Raw genomic sequence first — 15,581 nt, forward strand, 5'->3', positions numbered from 1 at the left:
AAAGTCCCAGGAGAGCTGAATGAGCCTGCCCCAGATGGATTTCGCGCTGAGCGAGACCGCGGAGATGATCCGCGACACCACCCAGCGTTTCGCGAAGGAGCGAATCGAGCCGCTCGCCGCGAAGATCGACGCCGATGACTGGTTTCCCCGTGACGAGCTGTGGACCGCGATGGGCGAGCTCGGCCTGCATGGCATCACCGTGGACGAGGAGTTCGGCGGCCTTGGCCTTGGCTATCTCGAACATGTCATCGCTTGTGAGGAGGTGTCGCGCGCTTCGGCCTCGATCGGTCTTAGCTACGGCGCGCATTCGAACCTTTGCGTCAACCAGATCAGCCGCTGGGCATCGCCCGCGCAGAAGGCGAAGTATCTGCCCAAGCTGATTTCGGGCGAACATGTCGGCAGCCTCGCCATGTCCGAAGCGGGCGCGGGGTCGGACGTCGTCAGCATGAAGCTGCGCGCCGAGCACAAGGGCGACCGCTACGTCCTCAACGGCACCAAATTCTGGATCACCAACGCGGCCCATGCCGACACGCTCGTCGTCTATGCCAAGACCGGCGAAGGCTCGCGCGGCATCACCACCTTCCTGATCGAGAAGGATATGCCCGGCTTCAGCATCGGGCAGAAGATCGACAAGATGGGCATGCGTGGTTCACCCACCGCCGAACTGGTGTTCGACGATTGCGAAGTGCCGGAAGAAAACGTCATGGGTCCGCTCAACGGTGGTGTCGGCGTCCTCATGTCCGGCCTCGATTATGAGCGTACCGTCCTCGCCGGCATTCAGCTCGGCATCATGCAGGCGTGCCTCGATGTCGTCCTGCCCTATCTGCGTGAGCGCAAGCAGTTCGGTCAGGCGATCGGCAGCTTCCAGCTGATGCAGGCCAAGGTCGCCGACATGTACGTCGCGCTCAATTCGGCTCGGGCCTATGTCTATGCCGTCGCGCAGGCGTGCGACGCGGGCAAGACCACGCGCTTCGACGCTGCGGGCGCCATCCTGCTGGCCAGCGAGAATGCCTTCAAGGTCGCGGGCGAAGCGGTTCAGGCACTGGGCGGTGCCGGCTATACCAAGGACTGGCCGGTCGAGCGTTTCCTGCGCGACGCAAAGCTGCTCGACATCGGTGCCGGCACCAACGAGATACGCCGCATGCTGATCGGTCGCGAACTGATCGGCGCGGCATGATCGCGGACGCGTCGCCTATCGATCCCATGCTGGGGCTCGGCACCGAGCTGTTCGAGGAATTGTATCGCCCGGTCAGTCACGGCAGCTGGTCGCTGCTGCCCCCTGAAATGGTTCTGACGCGCGGCTATTGGAGTCCGCCGGCCCTCGTTACGTCGCTGCGTGCGCTGGTCCGCGATGGCGAAACCTGGATGTCGATGTCTCCGATGGAGCTAGAGAGCCAGGCGATCGGCGTGCAGCATGCCCATGGCCATGTCGCGGTGTTCGGGCTCGGCATGGGCTGGGCGGCGGCGGCGAGTGCGCTGCGTGAGAGCGTGACCGCGGTGACGGTGGTCGAGCGCGATCCCGAAGTCATTGCGCTCCATCGCGATCTCGACCTGTTTGGCCGGCTTCCGGGCGGATTGGGAGACAAGGTGCGGATCGTCTCCGGCGATGCGCTGGAATGGCGTCCGGAAGCGCCGGTCGATATCCTCATGGCCGATATCTGGCTCCCGCTCGTCAGCGACGGCCGGGTCGAGGAAGTGCGGCGGATGCAGGCCAATGTCGCGGCTGGCACAGTCTATTTCTGGGGGCAGGAGATGGAGATCGCGCGTCACGCCCGCGCCGCGGGACGTGCGATCGATGCCGAGGGTATCCGTACGACCGTCGCCGAATTCGGGCTGCCGCTGGTCGGGCCGGAGCTGTCGGACTATCCTGAACGGGTGACCGCCGCCGCCGAGGCGTGGATGCGGGACCGCTGGCTGCCGGTGGATACGGTGGCGTGAGTCACTTCCCGACGAACAGGAAGGCGACGCCGCCCATGATGCATACAAACGCTGCGGCGTGGCGCCAGTGGAGCGCCTCACCTAGCACCGCCACCATGAACACCCCGAACACGATGAGCGCGATCGCCTCTTGCGTGATCTTGAGCTGGCCGGGAGTCCAGCCCGCCAGATACCCGACGCGGTTAGCGGGCACGGCGAAGCAATATTCAGCCCCGGCAATGGCCCAGGAGATCAGGATGACGGTGAGCAACGGCTTTTCAAGCCCGTCTTTGCCCAGATGCCAATACCAGGCGATCGTCATCAGGATGTTGGATGCGATGAGTAGCAGGATGGTCGTCATGAAGGATCTCCGCTGGCACCGTGCTGGCGTTGCGGTGGGGTGACAAGATGAGTTCGGAATATCTTCTGTTGATGCACGATGATGCGTCGGCCGGCGAGGGCGCTTGGGATGCCTATCTGTCGCGCTTGCGGCAGGCCGGGGCGCTGCAGGGCGGAAGTTCGATCGGGCCGGGGCGAAGTTATCGCAAAGGTGCCGATGCGGCCGGCGTCTCGGCGCATTTGGTGGGCTATATCAAGGTCACTGCGGACAGCGCCGAATCCGCAGCGGCGCTTCTGGAAGGCAATCCTGTCTACGAAGCGGGCGGGACCGTCGAGATCCGCGAATTGCCCAGAGACTGAATGATAATGTTGATTACGGAGAGAACAGCATGAGCGCGCCGGTCCTCAAGTCCGCACTGTCGCCCGACGACGCGGGCTTCCGCACCAATGCTGCGCACAATCGCGCGCTGGTGGAGCGGCTCCATGCCGATGTCGCGCAGGCTGCGCTGGGCGGCAACGAGAAGTCGCGCGAGCGCCATACGTCGCGCGGCAAGCTGCTCCCGCGCGAGCGCGTAGAGCGGTTGCTCGACCCGGGTTCGCCCTTCCTCGAGATCGGCCAGCTCGTCGCGTGCGACATGTATGAGGGCGAGGTCCCCGGCGCCGGCATGATCGCGGGGATCGGCCGCGTCTCGGGCCGCCAGGTCATGATCGTCTGCAACGACGCGACGGTGAAGGGCGGCACCTATTACCCGATGACGGTCAAGAAGCATCTCCGCGCGCAGGAGATCGCCGAGGCCAACCGGTTGCCGTGCATCTATCTCGTCGACAGCGGCGGCGCGAACCTGCCGCATCAGGCGGAGGTATTCCCTGACAAGGAGCATTTCGGCCGCATCTTCTTCAACCAGGCCAACATGTCGGCCAAGGGCATTCCGCAGATCGCCTGTGTGATGGGCAGTTGCACCGCGGGCGGCGCGTATGTGCCGGCGATGTCGGATGAAAGCGTGATCGTGCGCAATCAGGGCACGATCTTTCTCGCCGGCCCGCCGCTGGTGAAGGCCGCCACGGGCGAGGAGATCTCTGCGGAGGACCTCGGCGGCGGCGACCTGCATGGCCGCAAGTCGGGCGTGGTCGATCATGTCGCAGAGAATGACGAGCATGCGCTGACCATCGTCCGCGACATCGTCAGCCACCTGCCGCGCGACCGCACGCCGGACGTCGCGATCCTCGACCCGCGCCCGCCCAAGTTCGACGCCGACGAGTTGTACGGCATCGTCCCCACCGACGTCCGCGCGCCCTATGACGTGCATGAAGTGATCGCACGCCTCGTCGACGGCTCGGAATTCCACGAGTTCAAGGCGCTCTACGGCTCCACCTTGGTCTGCGGCTTCGCGCATATCTGGGGCATGCCGGTCGCGATCCTCGCCAATAACGGCGTGCTGTTCAGCGAGAGCGCGGTCAAGGGCGCCCACTTCATCGAGCTCGCCTGCCAGCGGCGCATCCCGCTGCTGTTCCTCCAGAACATCTCGGGTTTCATGGTCGGCGGCAAGTACGAGGCGGAGGGCATCGCCAAGCATGGCGCCAAGCTCGTCACCGCTGTCGCCACCGCCAGCGTGCCCAAGATCACCGTGCTGATCGGCGGCAGCTTCGGCGCCGGCAATTACGGCATGTGCGGCCGCGCCTATTCGCCGCGCTTCCTGTTCAGCTGGCCCAACAGCCGCATCAGCGTCATGGGCGGTGAACAGGCCGCCTCGGTCCTCGCCACCGTCCACCGCGATGCCGACAGCTGGACGCCCGAGCAGGCCGAAACCTTCAAGGCGCCGATCCGCCAGAAGTACGAGGACGAGGGCAACCCCTGGCACGCCACCGCACGCCTGTGGGACGACGGCATTATCGACCCCGCCCAGACCCGCGACGTGCTGGGGCTGGCCTTTGCGGCGACGCTCAACGCGCCGGTGGAGGAGGGAGCCCGCTTCGGCGTGTTCCGGATGTGATGATGGCTAAAACCGCTCTCATCGGTGCTACGCTGACGACGGCGGTTAGCTTTTGCGTGTACACATTCGTAGGCGGTCGTTTCGCCGCGCGGCCATTGCTGGCCTCCAGCGTGTTGCCCAAGGCGACGATCTGGCTGAACTATTTTACTTGGCATGTTTGCACCGTCTGGCTCGCGGTGTTGACCGCGCTCTTCGCGTGCGGCGCGGCTGAACTGGTGCATCGCGATGCGGTTATCCTGTGCTCGATTCTTGCCGCGTGCATTTCCATCACCAGTGTCGCGGTCACGATCAAGGCTCGCATCGCGATCCATCGCTTTCCGGCAAGCTACTTGCTCGCGATCACCGCTGTACTCGGCCTTTGGGGAGGTGTGCAGCTGTGAGTGTCATTCGATTCTGGACGCGCTCATGACTCCCATCAGCGCCCCCGACGCCCCGCAACCCGGCGGCAGCTATGCCCAGGCGATGTTGGTCGAGCCGGGCGCGTCGCTGCTGTTCGTCAGCGGCCAGATCCCGGTCGATACCGCCGGCGAGGTCCCTTGCGATTTCGCCGCGCAATGCCGCCTCGTCTGGCGCAACATCGGAGCGCAGCTTGCCACGGCAGACATGAGCCTTTCCAACCTCGTCAAGGTCACCACCTTCCTGAGCGATCGCGCCTATCGTGAGGAAAATTCCGCGATCCGCCGCGAGATCCTTGGCGACCACACGCCCGCGCTCACCGTGATCGTCTGCGACATCTACGACTCCGCCTGGCTGCTTGAAATCGAAGCGGTGGCGGCGAAATGATCGTGGGGAAGGGCCTCGCCGCGGCCGCGCTGTTGCTCACCGGTGCCTCCGCGCCGCAAGGCCCCGTGCGCTGGACGCCCGACGCCATCTCCACGCCGGGGTACGAGGCCAGTCCGGCCTTCTCCCCCGACGGCCGCGAGCTGATCTACCTTGCGGCCGATGCCGGCTTCCGCGGCTGGCACCTGCTGATGTCGCGCTGCGTCGATGGCGCGTGGAGCAAGCCCGCCCCGCCGTCCTTCGCCGGTCCCGCCGGCACCTTCGACGCCGACGCGGGCTACACCCCTGACGGTAACGGCGTCTATTTCGTCTCGACCCGCCACGATCCGAAGGGCGAGGATTTCGACATCTATCACGCGGTGCGCGAAGCGGACGGCAGCTTCGCCGCACCTGTGCGCTTGCCCGCACCCGTCAACTCGCCCCAGTCCGAGCTACTTCCGCGCATCGACGCCGCCGGCAACCTCTATTTCGGTTCCTCGCGTGCCGGCGGGCACGGCCAGAGCGACATCTATGTTGCGCAGCAAAAGGCCGGCGCGTGGCGAGTCCGCAACCTCGGCGGGCCCGTCAGCACCGCCGCCAACGAATATGAGGCGGAGGTCTCGCGCGACGGCAACACGCTGATCCTGGTTGCCGATCGCGGCGGCCGATCGCACCTCTATCACTTCCGCAAGCAGGACGGGGAATGGCGCGAAGTCGGCCGCATACCCGCGTGTGCCGACGTCTTTCAGGTTGGCCCGCTACTCTCGCCCGGTGCGGAAAAACTGCTCTTCGCCCAGGCATCGCAAGACCGCTCTGGCGAAATCTACCTGACCGATCTCAAGCCCGGGAGCCGCGAAGTCTGGCCCCCGACATGCGGCGTACCAGCAGGAAGCAAGCCATGATCCAGTCCCTCCTCATCGCCAATCGTGGCGAGATCGCCTGCCGAATCATCCGCACCGCGCGGAAGCTCGGCATCCGCACCGTCGCGGTCTACTCCGACGCTGACGCCAGCGCGCTCCACGTTCGCAGCGCCGATCAGGCGGTGCATATCGGCGGCTCGCAGGCGCGCGAATCCTACCTTGTCGGCGAACGCATCATCGCCGCCGCGAAGGAGACCGGGGCCGAGGCGATCCACCCCGGCTACGGTTTCCTCTCCGAGAATGCCGAGTTCGCCGAGGCGGTCGTCACCGCCGGGCTGATCTGGGTCGGGCCGCATCCCGACAGCATCCGCGCCATGGGCCTCAAGGACGCCGCCAAGAAGCTGATGCAGGACGCCCGCGTCCCCGTTACCCCCGGTTATCTCGGTGAGGACCAGTCGCTCGACCGCCTCCAGCGCGAGGCCGACAAGATCGGCTACCCCGTGCTGATCAAGGCGGTCGCGGGCGGCGGCGGCAAGGGCATGCGTCGCGTCGTCGCCGCAGCGGATTTTGCCGACGCCCTCGTCAGCTGCCAGCGCGAGGCGGCTTCCTCCTTCGGCGACGATCGCGTGCTGATCGAGAAATACATCCTCGCCCCGCGCCATATCGAGGTGCAGGTGTTCGGCGATACCCATGGCAACATCGTCCATCTGTTCGAGCGCGACTGCTCGATGCAGCGCCGCCACCAGAAAGTGATCGAGGAAGCGCCCGCACCCGGCATGGACAAGTCGGCGCGCTTCGCGGTGTGCGAGGCGGCGGTGAAGGCCGCACGTGCCGTGAACTATGTCGGCGCCGGCACGATTGAGTTCATCGCCGACGCGTCGCAGGGTCTCCACGCCGACCGCATCTGGTTCATGGAAATGAACACGCGGCTTCAGGTCGAGCATCCGGTGACCGAGGCGATCACCGGTGTCGACCTAGTCGAATGGCAGCTCCGGGTCGCCAGTGGTGAACCGATCCCGCTGCGGCAGGAGCAGCTTTCGATCAACGGCCATGCGATCGAGGCGCGGCTCTATGCCGAGGATACCGCGCGCGGTTTCCTGCCCAGCACGGGCAAGCTCGAGGTGCTCGATTTCTCGGTCAATGCACGCGTCGATACCGGCGTCGAGGCGGGTTCGACGATCTCGCCCTTCTACGATCCGATGATCGCCAAGCTGATCGTCCACAGCGACACGCGCGAGGAGGCGATCGCGCTGCTGCGCTCCGAGCTGAGCTACCTCACCGTCTGGCCGGTTCGCACCAATGCCGGCTTCCTGTTCCGCCTGCTCGGCGACGACAGCTTCGCTCGCGCGCAGCTCGACACCGGCTTGATCGAGCGCCGGGGCGAGGAATTGACGATCGACCCGCTTCCCACCGCCGCCGATCTCACGCGCGCGATCTACTGGCTCGAGCAGGACATGCCCGACGACACGCTGCTCATGGCGCATGGCCTCGAGGGCTTCCGTCTTAACCGTGCGCCTGCAACCGCCCGTGCGGTCAGCGTGAATGGTGAGCGGGTGGTGTTCAAGGCCGATCATGGCGAGATCGCGTCGCACTTCTATCATCACGAACGCGATGGCGCGGCGCTGCTGGTCCATGGCGGCGCGACCTTCCGGGTGAGTGCCGACCGCACCGACGGCGCCGCGGGTGCCGCGGCAGGCGACGGCTCGATCCTCGCTCCGATGCCCGGGCGCATCGTTTCGGTCGAGGTCACCGAAGGCCAGGCGGTCACCGCGGGCCAGAAGCTGCTCGTGCTCGAGGCGATGAAGATGGAACAGGCGCTCACCGCCCCGTTCGACGGCACGATCGAAGCCCTCAACGCCGTCGCCGGCGCGCAGGTCCATGTCGACGCGCTACTGGTGAAGGTCGCGAAGGCGGAATAGCTGGCACGCCCGCTACGCTCTGGCCGTGGCGAGGATTTCTCGCCGACTGCCTGAGCGTAGCGGAGCGCTGTTAGTCTGTCTCGCCAACCGCCTCAGGGCGGTGGGGCTTCGTTTTGCTCTTCACCCTCGATGTCGTAGCACTTCAGGCGCGAAGCGCATCCGCGCACACCGCCGAGATCGGGAATCCAGGTGCCGCCGCCGCCGCCGGGGTCAGTGCCACCGCCACCGCCACCGCCACCGCCACCACCGCCAGCGGTTATATAATAATAATATTGGACAGCGGCATCATAGCATTCCTCATAGGATAGGTACCCTTTATCCACGTATCCGCCGTTGCCGCATTGTGCTTCGGCGTATTCGTCTGCGCTGGATGTTTGGGCAAGTGCGGGTGTTGAAGCGATCGCCGTCGTTGCGAGTGCAAATGCAACCAAAATGGAAGTTCTTCTCATTTCCATCTCCTTTTCAAGATCGAATCTTGATTGAGAAGTGTGAGTGGTTTGTGGAATTAATCAAGGGCGTTCGCACTCTTGATAAGAATAGATGCTGGTTTATTCGTAATGTTATACGGGCGTGAAAGTCGGGGTGCCCAGACAATCATTTCCCTCTCTTGTTTTCGATCCTGATCGAGCAGATCGGCTTCTCAGCTCTCATTCGGCCAACCTCCGGCGGCGCAGCGCAGGTCCCGGCAGCGCCACGCAGCCGCAAGATCAGGTCGATACGCTCTCGCACTGCTCACGAAGGTTGAGTAGTGGCCGTCGCTCCGGGATTGGCCGCGGCCTGTTCTCCCCGACAGTAACGGTATGAATGCGTTCGGTATGGATCTCCCATCATCTTCTGACAGCTATGTCTGGACCCCTGCCGGTCGCCTCTTTGCCCGCGAATGGAAAGCGGCGGCGGTCGGCAGCCTCGCGCCGTTCATCCTGTTTCATGATAGTCTCGGGTCGGTCGAACAATGGCGCGACTTTCCCGCGCAGCTTGCCGTGGCGACCGGCCGGAACGTAATCGCCTATGACCGGCTCGGCTTCGGGAAGTCGGACACGCACCCGGGCGCGCTCCAGCGCGATTTCGTGCAGGATGAGGCGCAGTCGGGCCTTGCCCATATCCGCGACGCGTTCGCGATCGATCACATGGTCCTGTTCGGCCACAGCGTCGGCGGCGGCATGGCCCTTGCCAGTGGCGCGGCATTCCTCATCGAAACCGATGCGGTGATCACGCTCGCGGCACAGGCCTTTACCGAGGACCGCACGCTTGCGGGTATCGAGGCGGCGCGGATCGCGTTCCAGTCGGAAGGCCAGGTCGAGCGCGTCGCCCGATATCATGGCGACAAGGCGCGCTGGGTGCTCGACGCGTGGATCGAGACCTGGCGGACGCCCGCCTTTGCAACCTGGTCGCTGGACGACGAGCTTCGCCGGCTACGCTGTCCTGTGCTGGCGATGCATGGCGATCATGACGAATATGGCTCGAACGCGCACCCCGAACGCATCGCCGCGCTCGCCGGCGGCCGCGCGGTGATCCTTAAGGACTGCCACCATATGCCGCACCGCGAGATGCCCGACAAGGTGCTGAGCCTGATCCGGGATTTTGTGCGGACAGTCTAGCGCTGCAATGGCGTCCTAGCTCGCCGGATCGTATCCGAATTCACGCAACTCCTGCGCGCAGCGGCACGCGACCGCGATCCGGCGCGCCCATTCGACCGCCTCGTCGCGCGTCGGCACCTCCAGCACCAGGAACCCGCCATTGAGTCGGCTGCCAGAATAGGTCTCGCTCGACACCGATCCGTCGCCGGATACCCGCAGCGGCGCGACGCTCTCATCGATCCCCCCGCCGAACACATAGACGCCCGCAGCCTTGGCCTCCTCGATCACCGCATGCGAGTCGATCGACACGGCCGGAAGCTCCGCGTCGGAAACCTGCATGGCCTCGGCGGGGAAGGATATGAGGTATTTGGTCATTCGCGCCAGCTCTTGTCGATGCGGTCGACCAGCCGAACCATCGCGGCGAAGTCGGCCGCGCCGGGCGCGATCGATGCCTGCGCCATGTGCAGGTCGCGCTGGTGCACCGCGACCACCTCGTCGGAGACGCGCAGCGGCTTGCCCATCGACAGGGTTGCGAGCTGGATCTCGCAGGCGCGTTGCAGCGCCCAATGTTTGACGAAGGCTTCGGGCAGGGTACGCCCCATCGCGACGATGCCGTGGTTGCGCAGCAGCAGCATCCGCTTGTCGCCCAGATTCTCGATCAGCCGTTCGCCTTCTTCGTCGCGCACCGTCACGCCTTCGAAATCATGGTAGGCGATCTGCCCCGCGAAGTTGCAGGCGTAGAAGTTGATCGGTTGCAACCCGCCCTCCAGGCTGCTCACTGCCATCCCGGCGGTGGTGTGGGTGTGCATGATGCAATGCACGTCAGGCAGGTTGCGGTGAAACACCGAATGCTGGACGAAGCCGGCGCGGTTGACGAGGTAGGGGCTACCGTCGACCTTGTTGCCGTCAATGTCGATCTTGACCAGGTTCGACGCCTTCACCTCACTGAAATGCAGTCCGAACGGGTTGATCAGGAAGGTATTGTCTTCGCCCGGCACTTTCAGCGTGATGTGGTTGTAGATCATCTCCGACCAGCCGAGCATGTCGAATACACGATAGGCGGAGGCGAGCTGCTGGCGCGCCTCCCATTCGGCGTCGGTCATGACGCGGCTGGTCTCGGCGGCGGCAGTGGCCATGATACCCTCTCCATTTTTCGTGGTTACGGTATGTATGCCACGAAGCGGCGGGGCAGGGCAACTTGCGTTCCGCCGGTGAAGCGGGTAGAGGCCGCCACAGTCATCTGGGGAGTAGCCAGCCGTCTTCGGACGGGCCTCCGCGTCAACATACTTGGTCGAGAGACCATGGCGCGAAGGGAGCGGGGACTTCGGTCCCGTTCGGGCGAGACCAATGGCGCCATGCTTTCCGTTCAGGCCGGGCGGGAGGGTATGGTGTCGTTGGAATTCGTACCGCCCGGCCCGGAGACCTGTCTTGGAAGCCTTCCTCACCTCCACCGCGCTGGTCGCGCTCGCCGAGATCGGCGACAAGACCCAACTGCTCGCGATCGTGCTCGCGACTCGGTTCAAGCGGCCGGTACCGATCATCCTCGGCATCCTCGTCGCGACGCTCGCCAACCATTTCCTTGCTGCGCTGGTGGGCCAGCAGGCGGCGGCCTGGCTTGAAGGCGCGTGGTTCCGCTACCTGATCGCGGCCTCCTTCATTGCCATGGCGGCCTGGACCCTGATCCCGGACAAGCTCGATGATCTGGAGGACAAGCCTGCGAAGTTCGGTGCCTTCGTCACCACCGTCATCGCCTTCTTCCTGGTCGAAATGGGCGACAAAACCCAGGTCGCGACCATCGCGCTCGGCGCCCGCTTTGCCGAGGTCGGCTGGGTCACTGCGGGCACCACGCTGGGCATGATGATCGCCAACGTCCCGGCGGTGTTCCTGGGCAACGAGCTGGTCAAGCGCGTGCCGCTCCGCACCGTCCGAATCGGCGCTGCCCTCATGTTCCTCGCCATCGGCATATGGATGCTCGCGCAGACCGCATTGGCCGGATAGGCTGACGCGCATGAACGACATGCGAACCTGGCTGGTGATCGAGACCGGCGGCACCAAGCTGTTGGCGCGGCTCATACAGGGCGATGCGATCGTGGCCGAACAACGCTGGGCCACGACCACGCCAGACGCGGCGGAGGCGGAACTGCTCGCCTTCGCCGGGCATACCCCACTAGCGGGTGTGGGGATCGCAGCGTTCGGCCCTATCGTCGTCGATCCCGGCGCCGCCAATTACGGAGAGGTGCTGGCAACCCCCAAGCTTGGCTGGACCGGAGCCAATCTGCGCGCTGCGCTCGAACGCGCGCTGGGCGTGCCGGTCGCGGTCGATACCGACGTCAATGCCGCAGCGCTCGCCGAGGCTGCCACCGGGGCGGGGCAGGGATGTGCCAGCCTCGCCTATGTCACCGTCGGCACCGGCATTGGGGCTGGACTGGCGCGGGACGGGCGGACGTTGACGGGGGCGCTGCACCCCGAAATGGGCCATGTCCCCGTGCTGCGGTGTGAAGGCGATCAAACACCCAGCGCCTGCCCCTTCCACGCGAGTTGCGTCGAGGGGATGGCGGCTGGCCCTGCGTTGCAACGCCGTCTCGGTGGAAAGGCGCTCGCGGACTCTCCCGCCGATTTTGCTGGGGTTGCCGATTATCTCGGCCAGTTCTTCGCAACGATCGTGCTCGCTTGGTCACCCCACAGGATCGTCGTGGGCGGCGGGGTGATGGATGTACGGGGATTGCGCGACGCGGCGGGGGAGCGGATGCGCACCGCGCTGGGCGGCTATGGCGTGGGGCACGCCGCTGGCGAGCCGGACTTCATCCGGCCCGCCGCGCTCGAACATGCGGGTCTAGAGGGCGCACTGATTCTTGCCCGCCAGGCCGCGGCGCGCACCCCCTAGCGCAGCGTGGTCACTCGCCGTCGCGGTCGAGCGGCCTCACCTCGATGAAGCGGTTGCGCGCGTCGAAGCGGCAGCGGAAGCGCTTGATCCCCTCGCGGCCCTTGTCCGCGGTCCCATCGATCCGGGTGCCGCCGCCCGGTGTGGCGGTCAGGCGCCCTATGCGGACATAGGCGGGGCGCAGGCCATAGAGTCCGGCCGCTTCCCCGCGACAATAGGCGCCCATATTGCCCGCCGAGATCGGTCGGCCCGACCCGACGCCGCCTGGGCCGCTGGGACCTCCACCCATCTGGCCACTCACCCCGATATCGAGCGAGTAGGTTGCGCTCTCGCCGCGTCGCGCGGCGTTGCGCATCAGATAGACGCGGACGCGATAATCGCCCGTTTGCGGAAGCCGCCCGTTGAAGCTGTTGCCGCCATTGGAGCCCACGAACATCGCGCTTTGCGCACCGGGTGCGATCACGTTGAAATAGGCCGACCTATTGTTGGAGCGCATGCTGACCCGCAGCGTCTGCCCAGCGCGGGCCCCAACGATGTAGTCGACTGTGGCGTAGCCGCGGATCGTTCCGCGAACCGCCTGTGAATCGGCGCCGCGTTCGAACTGCACGCGTTCGTTGCGGGTCGGCGTCTGGGCGACCGCCGGTGCGACGATGCACAGGGCGGCGGCAGCGAGCATCAACGGCTTCTGCATATCGGGTCTCCTCGACGGGATGGTGCCGGGGAAACGCTATCACGCCGATATTGTTGCGCGAAGCCAACAATTTGACGATCGGGTACGGTCGGACGTCTGGACAGGACGGCCCCGCATATGGCCTATCGTCGTCGCCAGTGCCGTGTGGTGCCGGCCTGATTTCCTTGGAGTCCGTTCACCATGGCCGAAGCTTTTATTGTCGAAGCCCTTCGCACAGCAGGCGGTCGCGCACGCAAGGGTGCGCTGGTCGGCATCCATCCCGCCGACCTCGGCGCGACGATCCTGAATGCACTGGTCGATCGTACAGGCGTCGATCCGGCGTCGATCGACGACGTGATCGTCGGTTGCGTCAGCCAGGCGGGGGAACAGGCCTTCGCTTTCGGCCGCAACCTCGTCCTCGCCTCGAAGCTGCCCGATAGCGTACCGGCGGTGACGATCGACCGCCAATGCGGCTCATCGCAACAGGCGCTGCACTTCGCCGCGCAGGCGGTGATGTCGGGGACGCAGGATCTGGTGATCGCGGCCGGGACGGAGAGCATGACGCGGGTGCCGATGGGCTCCAACTTCACGCTGCATCAACAGGCCGGGATCGGCGAGGGGCCGTGGCCGCAGAGCATCCGCGACCGCTACGGCGTGTCGGGGTTCAGCCAGTTCGTCGGCGCGCAGATGATCGCCGACAAATATGGATTCAGCCGGGAGGCGATGGATGCCTTTGCGCTCGACAGTCACCGCAAGGCAGCCGCGGCGATCGAAGCCGGCATGTTCGCGGCCGAGATCGTCCCGGTCGAAACCGCGAACGGTCCGTTCTCGCAGGATGAGGGCGTGCGTTTCGACGCGACGATGGAGGGGATGGCGTCGGTCAAGACGCTGATCGAGGGCGGCTCGATCACCGCCGCGAATGCCAGCCAGATGACCGACGGCGCCTCGGGCACGCTGGTAGCCAGCGCCGATGCGGTGAAGCGTTTTAGGCTCAACCCGATCGCGCGCATCGTCAATCTCACCGTTACCGCGGGTGATCCGGTGATCATGCTCGAGGAGCCGATCCGCGCGACCCAGCGCGCGCTGGAAAGGTCGGGGCTGAAGCTGGACGAGATCGATCTGTTCGAGGTCAACGAGGCCTTCGCGTCGGTGCCGATGGCCTGGTTACAGGCGCTGGGCGGTGATCCGGCGAAGCTCAACGTCAATGGCGGCGCGATCGCGCTCGGTCACCCGCTCGGCGGCACCGGGACCAAGCTGATGTCGACGCTTCTTCATGCGCTGCGGGCGCGGGGCGCTCGCTACGGCCTGCAGACGATGTGCGAAGGCGGTGGCATCGCCAACGTTACCATCGTTGAGCGGCTCTAGCGGGTTACGCCACCCACTGGTCGAGATTGTCCTGTTCGCCGATCAGCGCCAGTCCGTGCGCGATCGAGGTAAGCTCGCCCCCGGTCGCGATCCGCTCACCGCCGAAGCGGCGTTCGAACAGTGCGCGGATCGCCGGGATCAGCGACGAGCCGCCGGTCAGGAACACGCGGTCGATCCGGTCCGGCGACATCGCCGCCTGATCCAGCGCGATGTCCAGTGCGGCCTCGATCCGGCGGAGGTCGTCGGCGATCCAGTGCTCGAACGCGGCGCGGTGCACGGTTTCGATAATAGTGACGTCGCCGCCTTCGAAGCGGAACTCCGCTTCGGCTTGGCTGGACAGCGCGCGCTTGAGTCTGCCCACCGCATCATAGAGCGGAAAGCCCTGTTCGTGCTCGATCAGCGCGATCATCCGGCCGATCGGCTCAGGATCGATCGCATCGCGCTGGAGCCGGCGCAGTTCCTCAAGCGTGCGGCGATTGCGCATCAGCGCTAGGCGCGACCAGTCGGCGAATTCAGTGAAGTAGCCGCCTGGAATCGGCAGCAGCTTGCCGAACGAGCGGTACTCGCCGCCCTTGCCCAGCAACGGTAGCACCAGATGATCGACGATGCGCTGGTCGAACCGGTCACCGGCAATGCCGATGCCCGATGAGCCGAGCGGCTCGCAGCGCCTGGTCGCCCCCGGTTCAGCGACCCGGACGATCGAAAAGTCGGTGGTGCCGCCGCCAAAGTCCGCGACCAGGATCGTCGCCGGTTCGGTCAGCCGCGACGCATAGCTATAGGCAGCGCCGAGGGGCTCATAGACATAGTGGAGCTCGACTCCGAACCCTTTGAGCATCGCGTCATAGCGCTGACGAGCGAGTGCGGGATCGGGGCGGGCGCCGGCATATTCGACCGGACGGCCGACGATCACGCGGCGCGGGCGATCGTCGAGTGCGCCGTCGGCATGGGCCACCAGCTTGCTCAGGAACTTCTGCCCAAGGTCCTCGAACCGGAACGGCTTGCCGAAGATCTGCGCGCGCTCGAACAGCGGGCTGGCGGCAACGCTCTTGAACGACTGCACAAAGCGGCTGTCGAGCGGCGACTGGAGGAATTCCTCGATCGCCCAGGGCCCCGCCTCGTGCGCGATGCCGTTCCAGCCGCGCTCTTCCTCCCAGAAGCACAGCGCGGTGCGGAACACCGCGTCTCCGGCAAACTCGATCAGCCGCGAATCACCTTGGCCGTCGGCCAATGCGACGACGGTATTGGTCGTGCCGAAATCGAGGCCGAGCGCGCTCGGGCGGGTGGCGCTGTCCACGCGCGGTTC

Annotated in this window: 18 protein-coding genes and 1 riboswitch; of the genes, 12 read left to right on the forward strand and 6 right to left on the reverse strand. The window is 65.6% G+C overall.

Annotated features, from left to right (window positions below):
• The first annotated feature begins 25 nt into the window (after positions 1-25).
• Together AC07M1_RS09165 and AC07M1_RS09170 are read left to right on the forward strand one after the other, a co-directional pair.
• Positions 26-1,177: an isovaleryl-CoA dehydrogenase gene (locus AC07M1_RS09165; RefSeq protein WP_495162839.1), complete on the forward strand. Its 1,152-nt coding sequence runs from the start codon at positions 26-28 to the stop codon at positions 1,175-1,177.
• Complete coding sequence (locus tag AC07M1_RS09170) at positions 1,174-1,938, forward strand: polyamine aminopropyltransferase (protein ID WP_495162236.1); 765 nt, start codon at positions 1,174-1,176, stop codon at positions 1,936-1,938. Before AC07M1_RS09165 ends, AC07M1_RS09170 begins: the two co-directional genes overlap by 4 nt.
• Position 1,939: 1 nt before the next feature.
• Here the strand turns inward: AC07M1_RS09170 and AC07M1_RS09175 are convergent, their stop codons facing one another.
• The gene (locus tag AC07M1_RS09175) at positions 1,940-2,278 is read right to left on the reverse strand and encodes a DMT family protein (RefSeq protein WP_495162237.1); all 339 of its coding nucleotides are present in this window, start codon (positions 2,276-2,278) and stop codon (positions 1,940-1,942) included.
• 47 nt (positions 2,279-2,325) lie between these two features.
• On the opposite strand from AC07M1_RS09175, the gene AC07M1_RS09180 reads away from it, so the two are divergent.
• From AC07M1_RS09180 to AC07M1_RS09205, 6 genes are read left to right on the forward strand one after another with little or no spacing between them, the layout of a single operon-like run.
• The gene (locus AC07M1_RS09180) at positions 2,326-2,616 is read left to right on the forward strand and encodes a YciI family protein (protein WP_495162238.1); all 291 of its coding nucleotides are present in this window, start codon (positions 2,326-2,328) and stop codon (positions 2,614-2,616) included.
• Positions 2,617-2,645: 29 nt separating this feature from the next.
• Entirely contained in the window at positions 2,646-4,247 is a 1,602-nt protein-coding gene (locus AC07M1_RS09185; RefSeq protein ID WP_495162239.1) for a carboxyl transferase domain-containing protein, read from the forward strand.
• 2 nt (positions 4,248-4,249) lie between these two features.
• Positions 4,250-4,627 (forward strand): hypothetical protein, encoded by a 378-nt coding sequence (locus AC07M1_RS09190; protein ID WP_495162240.1) that lies wholly within the window; start codon positions 4,250-4,252, stop codon positions 4,625-4,627.
• A 25-nt stretch (positions 4,628-4,652) separates the two neighbouring features.
• The gene (locus AC07M1_RS09195) at positions 4,653-5,030 is read left to right on the forward strand and encodes a RidA family protein (RefSeq protein ID WP_495162241.1); all 378 of its coding nucleotides are present in this window, start codon (positions 4,653-4,655) and stop codon (positions 5,028-5,030) included.
• Positions 5,027-5,908 (forward strand): TolB family protein, encoded by an 882-nt coding sequence (locus tag AC07M1_RS09200; RefSeq protein WP_495162242.1) that lies wholly within the window; start codon positions 5,027-5,029, stop codon positions 5,906-5,908. The genes AC07M1_RS09195 and AC07M1_RS09200 overlap by 4 nt, the downstream gene beginning before the upstream one ends.
• Positions 5,905-7,785 carry an acetyl/propionyl/methylcrotonyl-CoA carboxylase subunit alpha gene (locus tag AC07M1_RS09205; protein WP_495162243.1) on the forward strand — a complete coding sequence of 627 codons (1,881 nt, stop codon included), beginning with the start codon at positions 5,905-5,907 and terminating at the stop codon, positions 7,783-7,785. The genes AC07M1_RS09200 and AC07M1_RS09205 overlap by 4 nt, the downstream gene beginning before the upstream one ends.
• A 92-nt stretch (positions 7,786-7,877) precedes the next feature.
• Here AC07M1_RS09205 and AC07M1_RS09210 read toward each other — a convergent pair whose 3' ends face one another.
• Positions 7,878-8,234, reverse strand: a complete 357-nt coding sequence (locus AC07M1_RS09210) for a hypothetical protein (RefSeq protein WP_495162244.1) — start codon at positions 8,232-8,234, stop codon at positions 7,878-7,880.
• 366 nt (positions 8,235-8,600) lie between these two features.
• Between AC07M1_RS09210 and AC07M1_RS09215 the strand changes: the two genes are divergently transcribed.
• Positions 8,601-9,383 (forward strand): alpha/beta fold hydrolase, encoded by a 783-nt coding sequence (locus AC07M1_RS09215; RefSeq protein WP_495162245.1) that lies wholly within the window; start codon positions 8,601-8,603, stop codon positions 9,381-9,383.
• A gap of 15 nt (positions 9,384-9,398) precedes the next feature.
• Here the strand turns inward: AC07M1_RS09215 and AC07M1_RS09220 are convergent, their stop codons facing one another.
• Positions 9,399-9,737 carry a YciI family protein gene (locus tag AC07M1_RS09220; protein WP_495162246.1) on the reverse strand — a complete coding sequence of 113 codons (339 nt, stop codon included), beginning with the start codon at positions 9,735-9,737 and terminating at the stop codon, positions 9,399-9,401.
• Positions 9,734-10,498: a class II aldolase/adducin family protein gene (locus AC07M1_RS09225; protein WP_495162247.1), complete on the reverse strand. Its 765-nt coding sequence runs from the start codon at positions 10,496-10,498 to the stop codon at positions 9,734-9,736. Before AC07M1_RS09225 ends, AC07M1_RS09220 begins: the two co-directional genes overlap by 4 nt.
• A 93-nt stretch (positions 10,499-10,591) precedes the next feature.
• Positions 10,592-10,779, forward strand: a riboswitch (yybP-ykoY riboswitch).
• Positions 10,780-10,790: 11 nt separating this feature from the next.
• Here AC07M1_RS09225 and AC07M1_RS09230 point away from each other — a divergent pair.
• Both AC07M1_RS09230 and AC07M1_RS09235 read left to right on the forward strand, forming a co-directional pair.
• The gene (locus tag AC07M1_RS09230; RefSeq protein WP_495162248.1) at positions 10,791-11,360 is read left to right on the forward strand and encodes a TMEM165/GDT1 family protein; all 570 of its coding nucleotides are present in this window, start codon (positions 10,791-10,793) and stop codon (positions 11,358-11,360) included.
• Between the two features lie 10 nt (positions 11,361-11,370).
• On the forward strand, positions 11,371-12,246 hold the full coding sequence (locus AC07M1_RS09235; protein ID WP_495162249.1) for an ROK family protein: 876 nt from the start codon (positions 11,371-11,373) through the stop codon (positions 12,244-12,246).
• 10 nt (positions 12,247-12,256) lie between these two features.
• On the opposite strand, the gene AC07M1_RS09240 is transcribed toward AC07M1_RS09235, so the two are convergent.
• Positions 12,257-12,934, reverse strand: coding sequence for a hypothetical protein (locus AC07M1_RS09240; protein WP_495162250.1), 678 nt, complete (start codon positions 12,932-12,934; stop codon positions 12,257-12,259).
• 180 nt (positions 12,935-13,114) lie between these two features.
• Between AC07M1_RS09240 and AC07M1_RS09245 the strand changes: the two genes are divergently transcribed.
• Positions 13,115-14,278: an acetyl-CoA C-acetyltransferase gene (locus AC07M1_RS09245; RefSeq protein ID WP_495162251.1), complete on the forward strand. Its 1,164-nt coding sequence runs from the start codon at positions 13,115-13,117 to the stop codon at positions 14,276-14,278.
• A gap of 4 nt (positions 14,279-14,282) precedes the next feature.
• Here AC07M1_RS09245 and AC07M1_RS09250 read toward each other — a convergent pair whose 3' ends face one another.
• Complete coding sequence (locus AC07M1_RS09250) at positions 14,283-15,572, reverse strand: Hsp70 family protein (RefSeq protein ID WP_495162252.1); 1,290 nt, start codon at positions 15,570-15,572, stop codon at positions 14,283-14,285.
• Between the last annotated feature and the right edge of the window lie 9 nt (positions 15,573-15,581).

It is taken from the genome of Sphingomonas sp. GW821-FHT10C01, from assembly GCF_059415525.1.